This window comes from Rhizohabitans arisaemae (assembly GCF_025996515.1).
Taxonomy (GTDB): Bacteria; Actinomycetota; Actinomycetes; order Streptosporangiales; family Streptosporangiaceae; genus Rhizohabitans; species Rhizohabitans arisaemae.
The window spans coordinates 292,106-308,015 of sequence record NZ_BLRH01000060.1; the positions used below are offsets into that span (position 1 = coordinate 292,106).

Annotated in this window: 17 protein-coding genes; 5 read left to right on the forward strand and 12 right to left on the reverse strand. The window is 72.3% G+C overall.

The features are described from left to right. Positions 1-29 precede the first annotated feature (29 nt). The 4 genes from RUR_RS29795 (at position 30) to RUR_RS29810 (ending at position 3,347) form a co-directional block, all read left to right on the forward strand. Positions 30-281 (forward strand): acyl-CoA carboxylase subunit epsilon, encoded by a 252-nt coding sequence (locus tag RUR_RS29795; protein WP_283138540.1) that lies wholly within the window; start codon positions 30-32, stop codon positions 279-281. Positions 282-372: 91 nt separating this feature from the next. Next, positions 373-1,326, forward strand: coding sequence for an NYN domain-containing protein (locus tag RUR_RS29800; RefSeq protein ID WP_283138541.1), 954 nt, complete (start codon positions 373-375; stop codon positions 1,324-1,326). A 60-nt stretch (positions 1,327-1,386) separates the two neighbouring features. Then, positions 1,387-2,820 carry an AlkA N-terminal domain-containing protein gene (locus RUR_RS29805; RefSeq protein ID WP_283139846.1) on the forward strand — a complete coding sequence of 478 codons (1,434 nt, stop codon included), beginning with the start codon at positions 1,387-1,389 and terminating at the stop codon, positions 2,818-2,820. Positions 2,821-2,849: 29 nt separating this feature from the next. Continuing rightward, on the forward strand, positions 2,850-3,347 hold the full coding sequence (locus RUR_RS29810) for a methylated-DNA--[protein]-cysteine S-methyltransferase (RefSeq protein WP_283138542.1): 498 nt from the start codon (positions 2,850-2,852) through the stop codon (positions 3,345-3,347). Between the two features lie 202 nt (positions 3,348-3,549). Here the strand turns inward: RUR_RS29810 and RUR_RS29815 are convergent, their stop codons facing one another. The 3 genes from RUR_RS29815 to RUR_RS29825 all read right to left on the reverse strand — a co-directional run bounded on the left by RUR_RS29815 (position 3,550) and on the right by RUR_RS29825 (position 7,996). After that, positions 3,550-4,509, reverse strand: a complete 960-nt coding sequence (locus RUR_RS29815) for a hypothetical protein (RefSeq protein WP_283138543.1) — start codon at positions 4,507-4,509, stop codon at positions 3,550-3,552. Continuing rightward, positions 4,509-5,138 (reverse strand): hypothetical protein, encoded by a 630-nt coding sequence (locus RUR_RS29820; protein WP_283138544.1) that lies wholly within the window; start codon positions 5,136-5,138, stop codon positions 4,509-4,511. Before RUR_RS29820 ends, RUR_RS29815 begins: the two co-directional genes overlap by 1 nt. Positions 5,139-5,218: 80 nt before the next feature. Beyond that, positions 5,219-7,996: an AfsR/SARP family transcriptional regulator gene (locus RUR_RS29825; protein ID WP_283138545.1), complete on the reverse strand. Its 2,778-nt coding sequence runs from the start codon at positions 7,994-7,996 to the stop codon at positions 5,219-5,221. A 185-nt stretch (positions 7,997-8,181) separates the two neighbouring features. Between RUR_RS29825 and RUR_RS29830 the strand changes: the two genes are divergently transcribed. Next, entirely contained in the window at positions 8,182-9,591 is a 1,410-nt protein-coding gene (locus RUR_RS29830; RefSeq protein ID WP_283138546.1) for an FAD-binding oxidoreductase, read from the forward strand. A gap of 3 nt (positions 9,592-9,594) precedes the next feature. On the opposite strand, the gene RUR_RS29835 is transcribed toward RUR_RS29830, so the two are convergent. The 9 genes from RUR_RS29835 to RUR_RS29875 are packed head-to-tail and all read right to left on the reverse strand — an operon-like array spanning position 9,595 to position 15,687. After that, on the reverse strand, positions 9,595-10,020 hold the full coding sequence (locus tag RUR_RS29835) for a pilus assembly protein TadG-related protein (protein WP_283138547.1): 426 nt from the start codon (positions 10,018-10,020) through the stop codon (positions 9,595-9,597). Then, the gene (locus RUR_RS29840; protein WP_283138548.1) at positions 10,017-10,439 is read right to left on the reverse strand and encodes a TadE/TadG family type IV pilus assembly protein; all 423 of its coding nucleotides are present in this window, start codon (positions 10,437-10,439) and stop codon (positions 10,017-10,019) included. Before RUR_RS29840 ends, RUR_RS29835 begins: the two co-directional genes overlap by 4 nt. Beyond that, positions 10,430-10,912, reverse strand: a complete 483-nt coding sequence (locus tag RUR_RS29845; protein ID WP_283138549.1) for a TadE/TadG family type IV pilus assembly protein — start codon at positions 10,910-10,912, stop codon at positions 10,430-10,432. The genes RUR_RS29840 and RUR_RS29845 overlap by 10 nt, the downstream gene beginning before the upstream one ends. Beyond that, complete coding sequence (locus tag RUR_RS29850) at positions 10,909-11,118, reverse strand: hypothetical protein (protein ID WP_283138550.1); 210 nt, start codon at positions 11,116-11,118, stop codon at positions 10,909-10,911. Before RUR_RS29850 ends, RUR_RS29845 begins: the two co-directional genes overlap by 4 nt. Positions 11,119-11,141: 23 nt before the next feature. Continuing rightward, on the reverse strand, positions 11,142-12,041 hold the full coding sequence (locus RUR_RS29855; protein WP_283138551.1) for a type II secretion system F family protein: 900 nt from the start codon (positions 12,039-12,041) through the stop codon (positions 11,142-11,144). Further along, on the reverse strand, positions 12,038-12,940 hold the full coding sequence (locus RUR_RS29860) for a type II secretion system F family protein (RefSeq protein ID WP_283138552.1): 903 nt from the start codon (positions 12,938-12,940) through the stop codon (positions 12,038-12,040). Before RUR_RS29860 ends, RUR_RS29855 begins: the two co-directional genes overlap by 4 nt. Next, entirely contained in the window at positions 12,928-14,217 is a 1,290-nt protein-coding gene (locus RUR_RS29865) for a TadA family conjugal transfer-associated ATPase (RefSeq protein WP_283138553.1), read from the reverse strand. Before RUR_RS29865 ends, RUR_RS29860 begins: the two co-directional genes overlap by 13 nt. Beyond that, entirely contained in the window at positions 14,214-14,993 is a 780-nt protein-coding gene (locus tag RUR_RS29870) for a hypothetical protein (RefSeq protein ID WP_283138554.1), read from the reverse strand. The genes RUR_RS29865 and RUR_RS29870 overlap by 4 nt, the downstream gene beginning before the upstream one ends. 1 nt (position 14,994) lies before the next feature. Continuing rightward, entirely contained in the window at positions 14,995-15,687 is a 693-nt protein-coding gene (locus RUR_RS29875) for a hypothetical protein (protein ID WP_283138555.1), read from the reverse strand. Positions 15,688-15,910 lie beyond the last annotated feature (223 nt).

The following is a 15,910-nucleotide window of genomic DNA, read 5'->3' on the forward strand; positions in this document are numbered from 1 at the left end:
TCTTAAGACACCCCGGCCAATCAACGATCATGAAATTGGGGGTCCAATCGGTGGAGGAGAGTGGAATCACGCTGCGCGTGGTCCGGGGCGACCCCTCACCTGAGGAGATCGCCGCGCTGGTCGCGGTCCTGGCCGGTCGGACCGGTCCGCCGCAGGGCGTACCCTCGGTATCAGCACCGGTTTCCGAACCGCTTTCGGCCTGGACCGATCGCTCGGCGCTTATGCGAGAGCCGCTTTTCCCCGGCTCGGGCGCCTGGCGGGCGAGCGCACTGCCACGCTAAATAATCAAGCAATACGGCCGGTCTCTATGACATCGAGGAAATCGGGCAATAGAGTTATTTGATCGCTCGTTGTCGAGGTCTGGAGGAGAACATGGCTGTCCCGGACCTCGGACCCCATCCGATTGCGGCAAAGTACTCCATTCTCGTCGATGTCGGTTATCTCTACGCGGCGGCCGGGGAGGTCCTCCTCCAGGTGAAGGAGCGCAGGGAGTACCGCGTCGCCGCCGACGAGCTCATCCAGGCGCTGCAGAAGCACGCGGAGGACCGCATCCCCGGCGAGCTCCTCCGCGTGTACTGGTACGACGCGGCCAGGGACCGGGTCCCCACCGTCGACCAGCGGGTCATCGCCCAGCTCCCCTGGGTCAAGGTGCGACTGGGCAACCTCAACACCCGCGGCCAGCAGAAAGGCGTCGACGCGCAGATCCGCAGCGACCTGGAGGCCCTCGCCCGCCACCACGCGGTGAGCGACACCGTCCTGCTCGCCGGGGACGAGGACATGGTGCCGGCCGTCGAGGCGGCGCAGGCGTACGGTGTACGGGTGCATCTGTGGGGCGTTGAGCCGCCGTACGGCACAAACCAGGCCGAGCGCCTGGTCTGGGAGGCCGACACGGTCGAGGTGCTGAGCGCGGATTTCCTCAAGCCGTACTTCAGCCGGGTGCCCCAGGTCGTCCCGCCGGTCTCCACCACCCCCTCCCCCGCCCAGGTCTTCGCCGGACGGACCTCCGTGGGCGCCGCCAAACCCGCCGCCCGGCCCGCACCGCCGGGAGGCCTGCCCAAGCTCGGCCCGAGCCGCCCCCGGGTCGAGGAGGTCGGCGAGCACGTGGCGCAGAAGTGGATCCTCACCCGGGGCCGGGACAACATCCGCGACCTGCTGCCCGGCCCGATCCTGCCGACGGTCATCGACACCGAGCTCCTGATCGAGGCGGAGAAGGAGCTCGGCACCTCCCTGCGCCCCTACCCCGAGGCCAGGGTGTGGCTGCGGGACGGATTCTGGGCCCGGGTCTATCGCGAGTTCGACATCGGCGTGGGCGTCTCCCCCAAGTGACGACGAGGTCCGATTTCCGCCATAAAAAGCCTGTGAGCTGCGACTATCGTTAGTTGAGTGATACCGGACTTCGACTCCTGCTACCGGGCGGTGTCGGCACGGGACGCCCGTTTCGACGGTCGCTTCTACACCGCCGTGACCTCGACCGGGATCTACTGCCGCCCGATCTGCCCGGCTCGTACCCCTGCGAGGAAGAACGTGCGGTTCTTCCGGCACGCGGCCTCCGCGGAGGCCGCGGGGTTCCGCCCGTGCCGCCGATGCCGCCCCGAGCTGAGCCCCGGGGAGCCCGGCTGGGACCACCGTGGCGATCTGATCGGACGGGCGCTCCGGCTGATCGACGAAGGTGTGGCGGACGAACGCGGGGTCGCCGGCCTCGCCGGACGCCTGCACGTCACCGAACGCCACCTGCACCGGCTGTTCACCACCGAGCTCGGCGCCGGACCGCTCGCGGTGGCCCGGACCCGCAGGCTGCTGCTCGCCAAGCAGCTCCTCACCGAGACCGCCATGCCCATCACCGATGTCGCTTTTGCCAGCGGATTCGGAAGCGTCCGCCAGTTCAACGCGACTTTTCAGGAAATGTACGGCTTTGCGCCGCGTGATCTGCGGACCGCCCGGCCCGCGGCCCGGCCTGCGCTCACGCTCCGGCTGGACTACCGCCCGCCCTACGACCACGAGACCCTGTTCGGATTCCTCACCGCCCGGGCCATCCCCGGCGTCGAGGTCGCCGACACCACCGGCTACGCCCGTACCGTCCCCGGCGGCACGATCCGGCTGCGCCCCGCCGACGGGCACGTCCGGCTCACCGTGGACACCGACGACGCCCGGCAGCTGCCCAGAATCGTCGCCCGCTGCCGACGCCTCCTCGACCTCGACGCCGACCCCGAATCGATCAACGGGGTGCTCGGCGCGGACCCCGCCCTCGCCCCCCTCGTCGACGCCCGGCCCGGCCTGCGGGTCCCCGGCGCCTACGACGGCTTCGAACTCGCCGTCCGCGCCGTCGTCGGCCAGCAGATCTCGGTGAAGGGCGCCCGTACCCTGCTCGGCCGGATAGCCGCCACGGCCGGAACCCCGCTCGCCGAACCCCGCGACGGCCTGACCACCCGCTTCCCCACCGCCGAGGAACTCGCCGGAACCGACCTCACCGGGCTCGGGCTCACCGGCCGCCGGGTCGCCACCCTGCACGCCCTCGCCGTCTCGGTCGCCGACGGCGACCTGGACCTCGGCGGCGGCGCCGAACCCGCACACGTGATCGACGCGCTGCTCCGGCTCCCCGGAATCGGCCCCTGGACCGCCTCCTACATCGCCCTGCGCGCCCTCCGCGACCCCGACGCCTGGCCCGACGGCGACCTCGGCCTGCGCCGCGCCGTCGAACGGCTGCCCGCACCCGCCGACCCCGGCCGCTGGCGCCCGTGGCGGGCGTACGCGGCCCTCCACCTCTGGAACCTCGACGCCACGGCCGTACCGGACACCACCGCGTCGGCCGCCGCCGGATGAAACCCCGTCACCGTCTCAAGGAGAACACCGTGATCCGCTCAACCGTCCTCGCGACCCCGGCCGGCCCGCTCTCCCTCCTCGCCCACGGCGACGAACTCGTCGCCGGCGGATTCACCGCCGACCCCATGGAGATGTTCGTGCGGCTCTCGCCGGACCTCCGCGCGCTCCGGCTCATCCCGGAAAAGGACCTCGGCAAGCTCAGCGAAGCCGTCCAGGCCTACTTCGACGGCGAACTCGACGCCCTCGACGCCGTCCCCGCCGTCCAGCCCGGCTCCGAGCGCCGCCGGCGCCTCCTCGCCGCCCTCCGGGCCGTCCCCGCGGGCACCACCGTCAGCTACGCCGAACTCGCCGAAGCCGCGGGCATGCCCCGTACCGCGGCCCGCGCCGCCGGCGGCGCCTGCGCCCAGAACCTGATCGCCCCCATCGTCCCCTGCCACCGCGTCCTCCCCAGCACCGGCGGCTTCGGCGGCTACTACTACGGCACCCCCGTGAAGGAGTGGCTCCTCACCCACGAACGGTCCCGCTAGCCGTTTCGGTACGACCTCCGGCCGCTAATCCCCGAACCCAGGCGGCGACCGCTCCAGGTGATTAGGATCCCTCGCATGACCGCCCCCTCAGCCGCGGATCTCCGGAAACAGGCCCCCGGCATCCTGAGCACAGCTTGGTCAGGCGCAGGGAGCAGGCCGCGGCGCCGTACCGGACTTGGGGAGGACTGGATGCCGATATGGGTCAGTCGCGGCGGACGGTGCTTTGGACTTCGTGGACGGCGATGTCGCGGGTGGCGGTGACCTGGATGGGGGTGAAGGCGAGGGGGGCGCCGGGGCCGGAGACGACGGGCCAGACGGCGGTGACGGTGAGGCGGTAGTTCTCGCCGGGCTGGTCGGCGGAGGAGCGGATGTAGCGGACGCCGCAGGTGAAGTTCCCGCCTTTGACGTAGCGGCGGCCGACGGTCCCGCACCGGGAACGGACTTCGGCGCGGTCGCCGCTCGTCCCGGGGTTGATGGTGAGGCCCTGGAGGGTGGCGGTGACGGTGGCGCTCATCACGCCGGGGATGGTGGCGGTGACCGAGCGGGTGGTGGCGCCGACGCCGCTGAGCCAGACCCAGGTGGGCAGGTTGACGTAGCTCTTGGCGTCGGGATTCAGGTTGATCACGGGTTCGGGGACGGTGAGGGCCGCTCGGGCGATCTGGGTGAGTTCGGTGAGGGTGATGCCGCCGGGTGGGGTCTGGCCTTCGGGAACCCAGAGGAAGGGTTCCAGTTCGTTCCAGCAGGAGAGGCCGCCCGGATCGGCGGCGTTGTAGGCGGGCGCCCAGTACCGGCCCTTCTTGCCGACCTTGTCCTCGAACTGTTTGAGGAACTCCTTGTGGTCCTCCTCGGTGGACCCGGGGTTGAACCGCCGCCACTGGTCGCCGACGCCGTCTTGGGCGTCGAGCATGTCCTTGGCGGAGCGGCCCGGCTCGTACCAGCAGGGCCTGGGTATCCGGTAACCGTCGCCGCCGGCGGCGCCGAGGCCGTTCCCGGTGAGGACGATCTGCGAGTGCTGCAACTCCACCCCGACCCGGCGCCCCTGCTGGAAGGCGGTCCCCTTGGGCCCGGACGGCTGGCCGGGGTCGACTTCGGCGACGGCGGGCGGCGTGGTGACGGACACGGCGACCGCGACCAGGGCGGCTCCCAGCGACAGACGTCTCATCAGCACTCCTTTGCCCGCTCGTCGGGGTAGACGGCGTGCCGGAACGCCCCCACCCGATAGGTCTCGTCGTCGCCGAGGCGTACCACCGCGACTTGGAAGTACGGCCGCCGCGCCCATTTGGGCTGGGTCGCGGCGGGCTGTCCGGTGCGCGCGTCGACGATCCGGACCTTGGTCTCGTCCACGCAGGCGTCGAGCTGCATGCTCCGCCCGGTCGTGGAGGTGATGCGCAGGTGGTAGATCCGGCCGACGCCGGTGATGGAACGCCCGCGGGAGACGTAGCTCTGCACGGATTCGTACGCCGCGCGGCTTGCCTCGCCGTACACGCTCTTGAGGTAGGTCTCGTCCCGGCCTTGGCTGACGATGGCCTTCCAGGAGTCGACGAAGTTCCGGCGGAACGCCTGAATCGCCCCGGCCTGCTGCGGATCGGCGGGGAGCGCGTCCTCGAAGACCACGCTCAGCCCGGTCGCGACCTCGACGGTCTCCCCCGAGGTGGGCGCCGAGGAGGGGACCAGGGTGTCGGCCCGTCGTTCGGCCGTCCCCCCGGGGTTGAACGGGCGGACGGCGGGTTCCCCGCACGCGGTCAGCAGCGCGAGGACCGGTACCACGACCACAGCGGCGCGCAGGCGCATCGACATGCCCCTCTGTCATCGACCGTCGTCAAGGGTAACCACCGTCGTCCGCCCCGGCCAGCCTCCCGCGCGGATCGGCATCACGGATCGGCGACCGCCTGCAGTCGCCAGGAGGGCAGCAGGTCGTCGATGAGGGCCTCGGTCTCCGGCGCCATCCCGCCCCCGTAGGGGTGGGAGGCGGACCGCCGGGAGAGCGCGTCGGCGACGGCGCGCAGCCGGGCGGCGTCGCCGGTCTCGTGGGTGGCCCGGAGCAGGTCCCGCCAGAGGTTCTCGTCGTCGGCGGCGAGGAGCAGACCGGCCCGTACGGCCGCCACGGCGGCGTCGGGGTCGCCCTGCGCCAGCCGTATCTCGTGCAGCCGGTGCGCGGCGTCGGCGACGAGGGCCACGACGTCGAACTCGAGTTCGTCCATGGCGAGCCAGGCGTAGCGGCCCTGCGGGCGCCCGGTGAGCAGGGGGCCGCGGACCAGGGAGAGCGCCTGTTCCAGCAGGGCGGCCTCGGATCGGGGGTTGCGGCCGGCCCGCCGGACCAGCTCCCGGAAGACCTGCCAGTCGGTCCGGACCTGCGGTCCCAGTCCGATCCGCCCGGCCTGGTCGATCACCAGGTTGGGCGAGCCGTCCTCGTCCCGGCCGAGCCAGTCCCGCACCCGGGCGATGCAGGCGTCCCGCACCGAGGCCTGGACCCCGCGCGGCCAGATCACCCCGCCGAGCACGCCCGGGTGCACCCCGCCGGGGTGGGTCGCCAGGTAGACCACGATCTCGGTGAGCAGCGGCAGGCGGGCGTCCTCCGACCGTCCGGGGGCGACGACCTCCAGGGAGCCGAGGACCCGTACCTCGACCGACGGGTCGGTCTCCAGCGAGGTGATCGGCCCCGTGGGGACGGCCAGCCGATCCCCTTCCTGCCGGGAGGCGGTGCGGAACAGCTCGACCACGGCACCGTACTCGCGTGGGGGCAGCAGCTGCGCCTCGACCTCGAACCCGAGCGCGTCCACCCGGGTGCGCCGGTCGCCGTCCACCTCGACGACCCAGGTCGCCTCGGGGATGTCGCCCGCGACGACGAAGCCCGCGGCGGTCCTGGTGCCGGCCCGGCTGAGGGTCAGGAGCCGCTCCAGTTCGCCGGCGTCGGGGGCGACGGCGGAGAGCAGGTAGTGCGGGGCGCAGTGGGCGCCGCGGACCCGACCGGTGAGGACGTCGGGGGCACCGGTCTCGTCGAGCGCCCGGCGGACCTCCTCGGCCTGGCGTTCCAGCTCGGGCAGGGCTTCGGCGAGGGTGCGGACGGCCCGGATCCGGTCCGGGGCGATGAGGGTGAGCTCCTCGCCCACCCCGACCAGGGTGATCTGCATCTGGTCGGACCAGAGGTTGGTGGCGAGTTCCACCGCGAGGGAGGCGAGCACGGAGCGGGCCAGGTGGCCCGGAGCGCGGAGGCTGATCAGCCCGTGCGCCGCCTCCAGGTCGATCAGCACCCGGCCGCTTCCGTCCGAGCCGATCGACACCAGGCCGGGGTAGGGGGCGGGGGTGTCCCTGTGGTCGTCGAGCCTGCGTCCTTCGGGGGCGGGCAGGCGCCAGACCCGGCCCTCGTCGTAGGCCTCCCAGGGCGCCGGGGCCGCCGAGTCCGGCGGATGCACCCAGAGGTCGAGGGTGGCGGCGGACAGGTGGACCCCGTAGACGGTCGGCGGGGTCCGTCCGCCTGCCGCGAGCGAGGCGGCCAGGTGCCGGAGCCCGATGTCGAGCATCCGGCTTCCGGGTGCGTCGGCGCCGATCCGGAGGGCCTGCTCGGCCCGGGCCGCGTCGCCGACGGGACGGGGGACGCGCCGCCCGAACACGCGCCGCCAGAGCTGTTCACGGCGTCTGCGCCCGAGCACGAGCAGCAGCCCGGCCGCGGCGAGCGAGGAGGCGGCGAGGTAGCCGAGCAGGTCCGGCGCGGACGACTCCTCGGCGGCGGCCTCCGGAACCTGCTCGGGCACCACCTGCTCGACGGGCGCCTCGGGCACGACCTCAGGGGCGGGAGCGGGGGCGGGTACGGCGGCGGGTGCCCGGACCTCGGCCCGGGGCACCTGGATGATCACCGTCGAGTCCGCGGTGATCGGCCCCCTGGTCACCTGGGTCTTGCCGTCGGCTTCCGCGGGTTTGCCCGGATGGTCGGCGAGGACGGCCGGGCGGCTCTGCTTGGCGGGGACGATGTGCACGTTGACCGCGTCGTCGGGCATGTTCAGCACCCAGCCGGGCCGGATCAGGTCGGCGATCCGCAGGCGGCTCCCGTCCGGCTGCTCCTTGTGCTTGTTGAGCCGGTAGATCTCCCCGTACCGGCGGCCGTCGCCGAGGCACTTCTCCGCGATCTCCCAGAGGCTCTCGTGGTGCCGCCCGTGGGGTGGCTGGACCACGTACACCTTCTTGGTCTGGGTGACCCGCAGGGGCTCGGGCTCGGCCACCCGGGCCACGGTGGCGGTCACCGCCGGCTGGGCGACCGGCTGCGCCAGCACCGGCACGCTCACCGTGGAGACCGAGAAGAGGATGAGCGCCGCGGAGACCAGGCGCCGGGCGAGGGCCTGGCTGCCGCCGGAGAGCGGGACGGCGACCGGCATGCCGACCCGGCGGATCCCGGCGTAGATCTCGACGATCACGCAGACGACGAGCTGCAGCCAGGCGAGCCAGACGAAGATCACCAGAACGGCGACGACGGTGCTGAGGCCGACCTGGCCGGTGAGCAGGTCGGTGTCGAAGAGCTCCGGGGAGATCGGGGAGCCGAAGAACCGGAGCAGCGCATAGGGCACGCCGAAGACCAGGGCGGCGATGGCCGCCGTCGCGCCGAGGCCCACGAGTACGTCGGCGGGACTCCGCCGCTGCTCGATGCGTGTCGGCATAACGCTCCCCTCAGCCCGCTGTCGGGTCCCCGGCCTCCGCGTCGGCCTCCGGCAGGGCTCCTGCCGAGGTGACGATCCAAGCCTCCATGTTCGGGCACGTCTTGGCTAGCGAACTGAACTGATCCACCGGCGACGACGTCTGATTGATCGTGAACCTCTCTGATCGTCGTGGTTTTCTGGGTTTGATGGCCACTGCCGGAATTCCCCTGCCCCGACGTCCCGGTCCGGACTGGAACGCCCTCGATGTGACACTCGCCGGTCGGCTCGTACTCCCGAAGGAGTCCGCCTACGCCGACGCACGGCAGCTCTTCAACCCCGCCTACGACCACATCCGGCCGGCCGCGGTCGCCTACCCGGGCGATCCGGCGCAGGTGGCCGCCTGCGTGAACTTCGCCCGGCGCCACCGGGTCCCCCTCGCCGTCCGTTCCGGCGGGCACAGCTACGCGGGCTGGTCCACCGGACCGGGTCTGGTCCTGGACGTCTCCCGGCTCAACCGGACCCGTTACGACGCCCGTACCGGCCGGGCCGTGATCGGTTCGGGCGCCCGCCTCATCGACGTCTACGCCGACCTGGCCGCGCACGGCCGGAGCATCCCCGCGGGGTCGTGCCCCACCGTGGGCATCGGGGGCCTCGTCCTCGGCGGCGGGCTCGGCGTGGTGTGCCGCAAGTACGGGCTCACCTGCGACGTCATGGAGTCGGTGCGGATCGTGACGGCGGACGGGCGGGTGCTGACCTGCTCGGCCAAGCAGAACCCCGACCTGTTCTGGGCCTGCCGGGGCGGCGGAGGCGGGAACTTCGGAGTCGCGGTCTCCTTCACCTTCCGCACCCACGCGGCCGGGGAGGTCGTGGTGTTCTTCCTCCGCTGGCCGTTCGCCTCCGGCTCGGCGGTGCTGACCTCCTGGCAGAACTGGGCCCCCTACGCCCCGGACGAGCTGTGGTCCAACGTCGTCCTGATCGGCCCCGACTCCCTCCAGGTCAACGGGGTCTATCTCGGCTCTCAGCAGGCCTGCGAGTCGCTGTTGAAGCAGCTGGCCGCGATGGTCGGCCAGGAGCCGCTGAGCCGCCGGGTCGGCCGTCACGCCTACCTCGACGCGATGAAGCTCATGGGCGGCTGTTCCTCCCTCTCCGTGGAGCAGTGCCACCGCGAGGGAAGCCTGCCCGGCCGGCGGGCGGGCGGCCGGATCCCCCGGGACGGCTATGCGGCCAAGTCCCACGTCGCGCTGCGGCCGCTGCCCGGCCCCGCGATTCAGGCGCTGCTGAACCACGTCTCCCGCGAGCGGGGCGCCACGGTGATCATCGACGCGCTGAAGGGCGCCGTGGGACGGGTGAAGCCCGGCGACACCGCCTTCCCGCACCGCGGGGGACTCTTCACCCTTCAGTACATCTCGGAGCTGAACGCCAAGCCCTGGCTGCGCGGTGTCCACGCCGCCATGGGGCCGTACATCGGGCCGCAGGCGTATGTGAACTACATCGACCCGGAGCTGGCCGACTGGCAGCAGGCGTACTACGGGGCGAACTACGCGCGGCTGAAGCGGGTGAAGGGGGCCTACGACCCGGGCGGGTTCTTCAAGCTCCCCCAGGGGGTGGGCGGGTGAGTCCTATTCGGTGACGGGACCGGCGGTCGCCTCGCCCTCCGCCTCGGAGCCGGCGAAGCCGAGCGCCGCGAGGAAGATCGCCTCCCAGCGGGCCTGGACGACGACCGTCACCTCGGCCCCGTCGGCGCCGATCTCGCAGTCGGACAGGGTGACCGCGTCGTCGGCGTGCGCTGCGACCAGCTCTTCGGCCCGGCCGCAGACGGTCTCCTCGTCCTGCAGGATCCGGGCGGTCCCGGTGGCGCGCAGGTGTTCGACGTCGATCTGGTCGGCGGCGGCGCGGGCCGCCTGCTCGGCGAGGTCGGCGGCTCTGAGCCGCGCGTTGATCGCGGCTCCGCCGTCGACCAGCAGCCCGGCGAGCAGGAACACCGCAACCGAAAAGATCACGATAAACACGGACATGGAGCCGCGGTCTTCGCGGAGAGCCTTCATTCGATCCTCCGGAACCGCTCCAGCGGCGCCACCGCCACCCCGGCCATCTCCCGCGAGGCCGAGAACCCCAGGAAGGCCACCGGGTCCAGGGAGATCTCGCAGGTGACGACCGCGCGCACCGAGCCGCCCTCCGCCCACTCGGTGCCGGTGAAGTCGAGTTTCGGCCCACCCTCGCAGGCACCGTCGAGGGCGGCCCGTGCGGCCTGCTCCGCCGCGTCCTCGGCGTCCTCCAGGGTGCGCTGCACCGAGGCGGCCCGAGCCGCGTCCCTGGCGGCCCCGTGCACCTCGCCTTGGGCCTGGACCAACCGGCCCGCCCCGACCAGAAGGATGAGAAAGAAGAGGAGGATCGGCGCGAACAGCACCATCTCCGCGGTCATCGACCCGCGTTCCCGCCCGTCCCGCCCGGGGGTCAGCCGCACTCGTCCGTCCCGTCGTCGGGGCGGAAGCACTCGACGGGCCCACCGAAGCGCGAACTGATCGTGAAGGTGAGTTCGGGCAGCAGGGGGATGACCTGGACCGCCGAACCGGTGATCTCCACTCCCCGCTGGTCGCCGTTCTCCCAGGTCCGGATCTCGGCGTTCCGCAGGAGCTCCGGCCCGACCGCCTGAATGATCCGCTCGGCCCGCGCCACCGCGCCCTCCTGCCACCCCTCGGCTTCGACGCCCGCGCTCCGGGCGATCCGCGCCCCCTCCCGCGCCGCCGCGTCCGCCACCTGCCGCCCGTGGAACCAGAGGGTGACCTGCACGATGAGGAGGATCACGGCGAGCACGACGGGCATGAGCATGGCGAGTTCGACCGCGGTGACACCCCGGTCGTCCCCCCGAGCCCGGGACCGGGGTTCACGAAGGTCCGGTACGGCCTTCGGCCCCCGCCGCGCGCGGAGGGGGGTCACTGCTGTCCGCCGCCGCTTTCGCCGAAGGTGTTCTCGATCTCCTGCGCCCGGTCCTCGACCAGGTTCCTGATCAAGGTGGCGAGACCGAGGGCGACCGCCGCGATGATCGCGGTGATGATGACCCATTCGACGGCGGAGGCGCCCCGGGTGGGTGCCTCACGGGCCCGGACCAGCCGGACCTGCAGCGCCGTCAGCAGATAATCCAACCATGGCGGGATAAATCCAGACATTATGACCCCAACATCTTCATCGCTGCCGGAAAACTGAGAAAGATCACGAAGCCGGCGCAGAGCAGCAGCTGAGCCACGAGCATCGACTGCGAACGCTCCCCCGCCTTCCCCTCCACCTCGGCGAGTTCACGCCGGCGCATCGTCGCCGACCGTGCGGACAGGGACGCCCGGACCTTCGCCCCGTCGTCGGCCACCAGCCCGAGCGCCGCCGACAGATCGCGCAGCTCGTCCACGTTGATCTCGTCGCCGAGCCGCCCGAGCGCCTGCCACGGGGTGATCCCGATGATGCGGGCGTTCCGCAGCGCCTCGCGGATCCGGGCCACCGCCCAGCCGTCGCCGACCGAGCCCGCCATCATCAACGCCTCGGGCACCCCGCGCCCCCCGGCCAGGTTCATCGAAACCAGGTCCAGGAACGCGCCCACCGTGTGCCGGAAGTCGCGGCGCTTCACCGCCGCGTCCCGCCGTACCTGCACGTCGGGCAGGAAGAAGAAGACGATCATCGTGGCCAGCGCCGCCCAGAGCGGGACCTGGAGCGAGACACCCCACTCCATCAACGCCAGCCAGCCGGCCAGCAGGGGGAACGCGAGAAACCCGGAGGCGGCGAGCAGGACCTTGGTGGCCAGGAACCCCTCGAAGGACTTGCCGATCAGCGCGAGGTCGGCCCTGGTCGACCGGACCTCCCACCCCCTGGCCGCGTACAGGCGGGCGAGCCGCTCCCCGATCCACCGCTGCACGGGGCCGGTGTCGTCCACCGAGGTCAGCGGATCGTCCTGCTCCTGCCGTACCACGTCCAAGGCCGACAGCCGCGCCGCCAGTCCCGGACGGGCCGGAAACAGATACCTGGTCAGGACGAAGAGCCCCAGGCCCAGTACGGCCCCCGCCAGCAGCTCCGGCGTCACAACCGCCTCCCCTCGCCCGGGGCGGCCGAGGCGGGCTGGTCGGCGCCTTCCGGGGCTCCGCCGAGCAGCCGGGCGGGCTTGTCGAATCTGGCGAGCCTGCGCATCCAGGCGAAACCCGCTCCGAACAGGGCCGCCACCACGACCAGGACGGCCTGGCCGAGCGGGGAGTCGTAGACCTCGACGTAATCCCGGTTGAAGAGCACCAGGAGAGCGGCGAAGGCCAGGGCGGTCCCCACCACGATCTGCACGCTCCGCCGGGTGGAGCGCCGCTCGGCCTCCACCCGGCGCCGCATGTCGAGCTCCTCGCGGGCCGAGACGGCGAGCGCGGAGAGCACGTCGCGCAGACCGGGGCCGCGGAGCCGGGAGTTGAGCACCAGCGCCGCCACCACCAGGTCGGCCGAAGGGTCGTCCAGGTCGTCGGCGAAGCGCCGCAGCGCGTCGGGCATCGGCATCCGGGTGTGCAGGCGGTCGACCAGGACGCGCAGATGCGGCTGGAGGGAGGGCGCCGCCGCCCGGATGGACGCCGGAATGGCCTGCTCCAGCCCGGCCGCGCCGGCGATCGTGTCGCGCAGCGATTCGGTCCAGGCGGCCAGCCCCTCCAGGCGGCGCATCGCCACCCGCTCGGAGGCCGCGCCGCCGACCAGCCCGTGCCAGGCCACGACCAGCAGGACCGCCCCGCCCGCGGCGACCGGCCAGCGGGTGACGACCAGCACGGCGGAGCCGATGATGGCGGCGAGCGCGGACCGGGTGGTCAGCGCGCGGAGCAGGGCCCGCCGCCGCGCCGCCCGGCCCGCCGCGTCCGGCCGTACCGGAAGCCCGCGGATCGCCATGGCCAGCAGGAAGATCCCGCCGCCGACGGCGGCCCCGGCGAGCGTGGCGAGCGGGTTCACATCCACCACCCGTATCGGGCGAGTTCCTCGGCGCAGGCGACCGGGGCGTAGGGGGCGGCGACCCCGTCGGGTCCGGGGGCGAACACCTCCGAGGAGAGGACCCGCCCGTCGCAGCCGTTCACCTCGCGCACGCTGGAGACGAACCGCCGGAGCCGTCCGCCGCGGGCGTAGTCGTTGTGCTTCTCCACGAAGACCACGAAATCGATGGCACCGGCGATGAGCATGTGCGTCGCCTCGATCGGCAGCCGCTCCTCGGACTGCAGGGCGTAGGTGGCGATGCGGTTGAAGACCTCCATGCTGGAGTTGGCGTGGATCGTGGAGAGCGACCCGTCGTTGCCCTGGGTCATCGCGTTGAGCATCGTGACGATCTCGTCGCCGAGCACCTCGCCGACGATGACCCGGGACGGGTTCATCCGCAGGCTCCGCCGGACCAGCTCCGCCATGGAGATCTCGCCCTGCCCCTCGGAGTTGGGCAGGCGCTGCTCGAACGCGACCACGTTCGGGTGGAGTTCGGCGAACGCGTCGAGGCCGAGCTCCAGGGCCCGCTCCACCGTGATCAGGCGTTCCACCGGCGGGATCTCGTTGGCCAGGGCCCGCAGCAGCGTCGTCTTGCCCGCGTTGGTGGATCCGGCGATCATGATGTTCTTCCGGGCGGCCACCGCCGCGGCGAGGAACCGGGCCAGGTCCGGGGTGAGGGTGCCGTTGCCCACCAGGTCGGAGACGAACACCTTGCCCAGACGGGAGCGCCGGATGGAGACGCTGGGCCGTACACACACGTCCATCACCGCCGACAGCCGAGACCCGTCGGGGAGCCGCAGGTCGAGCTGGGGGTTGGCGGTGTCGAACGGGCGGCTGGACAGGCCGCTGTAGGCGGCCAGGATCTGGATGAGCTCGACCAGCTCCTCGTCGGAGTCGGCGACCGGCTCCTCCATGACCTCCCGGCCGTCGGCATAGGAGACGAACACCCGATCCGCCCCGTTGATGTCGATGTTCTCGACGTCGGCGTCGTCGAGGAGCGGCTGGAGCCGCCCGACGCCGAACAGCGCGGCGTGAATGCCCGCGGCGAGCGCCTCCTCCTCCCTGGCGTCGGGTGGGGTACGGCCCGCGCCGATCTCCCCCCGGGCGTGCTCCTCCAGCACCCGCGAGATCAGGGCCCGGGCGTACTGCCGTTCGTCCTCGCCGGTCATCGGAGGCAGGCCGCTCGCCTGATCGAGGCGGCGCTGCTGCGCCAGGCGGTCCCCGACGTCCTGGCGGAAGCGCTTCACGAGCAGGTGGTCGGTGCTCACGTCCGGCCGCCGACGCCGCGCCGGACGGGACGGGGTGCCGGTTCGGCGATCCTGGTCACCAGGCGACCGGCCAGCTCACGGGCGGTCCTGATGAGCAGGGAGCGGTCGAGCCTGCCGCCCCAGCCGCCGCTGAGCAGCTCGGCGCCCTTGGGGTCGTAGGCGAGCCCGCCGAGCACGGCGACCTCCTCGGCGGAGGTGCCGACGATCCGCCGTACCTCGTCGATCGAGGCGCGGTAGTGGCGGGGGTCGGCGACGACGACCACCCCGATCCGGCCGTGTTTGATCAGGCTGAGCCGCTCCCTGAGGTGGGCCACCTGGTCCAGGCTGGGCCGGACCAGCAGGACCACCATGGCCGCCTCGGCGAGCAGGTCGTTCATCTGGGGACAGGTGCCCAGCCGCCCGCAGTCGGCGATCACATCCGCGCCGGGCATCGCGGCGAAGGCCCGGCCGAGCGGCCCCCAGAGCCAGGTCAGCCCGGCGGCCTGCTCCCCGTGGGAGAGGCCGGCCAGGACGTCGAGGCCGCCGACGAGTTTCTGGGTGTGTTCGGCGATCTGGCCTGGGTTGAGACCTTTGCGGGCGACCGCACCCAGGCTGAGCAGCCCCTTGGCGGGGTTGAGCACGCCGCCGTTCAGGTTCGGCAGCCGGTAGGCGAGGTCGCCGCCGGAGGGGTCGCACTCGGCGAGCAGGACGGTACGGGGCCAGACCGCGCCGAGGGCGGTGGCCGCGGTGGTCACCCCGGGGGCGCCCTTGTCCGCCGCGATGGCGATCAACGCCATCTCAGGACCCCGCGGGAAGCTCGGCGACGGCGATCTCCCCGCCGGCCGCGTACGCGGCGAGCGCCGGGGAGATCGTGGCCGGGACGACGACCGAGATGTGCACGGTCCCGCCGCCGGTGGCCCCCCGGCGGTTCTCCCCCGCCCAGTGGACCAGCGCGTTCGGGGCGAGCACCCGGGGTTCGCCCTTGCCGGTGCCGGGCACGTGCACCACCTGGACCCGGTCGCCGCTGCGGATCCCGGCGGGCGCCTGCCCCGCCTTGAGCGCGAGCCCGACGACGGCCTTGCCGGGGCCGAGCTCGCTGGACTTGGTCACCATCGCCTCGGTGAGCAGGGTGCCGGCGAGCAGGGGCACCGCGGCGTAGTAGCCGGTGACCTGGTCGCGGTACCGCCAGGCGACGTAGTCCAGACCGGTGTCGGCCACCTGGACCTCGGCCATCGCCTCGGCGGTGACGGGCTGTCCCGCGCCGACGTCAGAGACGATCTTGATGGCGGAGACCCGGTCTCCGCTCCGCAGCACCAGGAGGGTGGTGGCGAGGGCGCCGCCCAGGATGAGGAGTACGGCGAGGGCGGCGAGGGCGGGTTTGCGCTCCCGCGGGGCTACGGGCAGCTTTCGCGAGGCCGGACCGGAAAGCCCGGATCTGGTGGCCTTCGCGTCAGTACGGCCGTCGCGGACGGACTGCTCGCTGGTCCTCATACAGTGGCGACTTCCAGGTCGGGGGCTATTTCAGGGGGTGCAATATGGTCGATTTGGCAGATTTACCGAATTGTGTGGGTTATATGGCGCTCTGTGCTGAACAGGGGACGGGGAACCATGCTGGTGCGCCCGACGGACATCCGTCAACGTAAACCAAGCCGATGCTTACCATACGGATACCCTGCGCCATCCTCCCCAATCCCACGCGGGCCCGTGGCCAATT

Excerpts from the sequence above, each read along its gene's own strand:
- RUR_RS29825 (WP_283138545.1), bottom strand. The coding sequence starts at position 7,996 with ATGCCGACACGCATCGAGCAGCGGCGGAGTCCCGCCGACGTACTCGTG.
- RUR_RS29800 (WP_283138541.1), top strand. The coding sequence starts at position 373 with ATGGCTGTCCCGGACCTCGGACCCCATCCGATTGCGGCAAAGTACTCC.
- RUR_RS29795 (WP_283138540.1), top strand. The coding sequence starts at position 30 with ATGAAATTGGGGGTCCAATCGGTGGAGGAGAGTGGAATCACGCTGCGC.
- RUR_RS29835 (WP_283138547.1), bottom strand. The coding sequence starts at position 10,020 with ATGAAGGCTCTCCGCGAAGACCGCGGCTCCATGTCCGTGTTTATCGTG.
- RUR_RS29830 (WP_283138546.1), top strand. The coding sequence starts at position 8,182 with ATGGCCACTGCCGGAATTCCCCTGCCCCGACGTCCCGGTCCGGACTGG.
- RUR_RS29815 (WP_283138543.1), bottom strand. The coding sequence starts at position 4,509 with ATGAGACGTCTGTCGCTGGGAGCCGCCCTGGTCGCGGTCGCCGTGTCC.
- RUR_RS29820 (WP_283138544.1), bottom strand. The coding sequence starts at position 5,138 with ATGCGCCTGCGCGCCGCTGTGGTCGTGGTACCGGTCCTCGCGCTGCTG.
- RUR_RS29875 (WP_283138555.1), bottom strand. The coding sequence starts at position 15,687 with ATGAGGACCAGCGAGCAGTCCGTCCGCGACGGCCGTACTGACGCGAAG.
- RUR_RS29870 (WP_283138554.1), bottom strand. The coding sequence starts at position 14,993 with ATGGCGTTGATCGCCATCGCGGCGGACAAGGGCGCCCCCGGGGTGACC.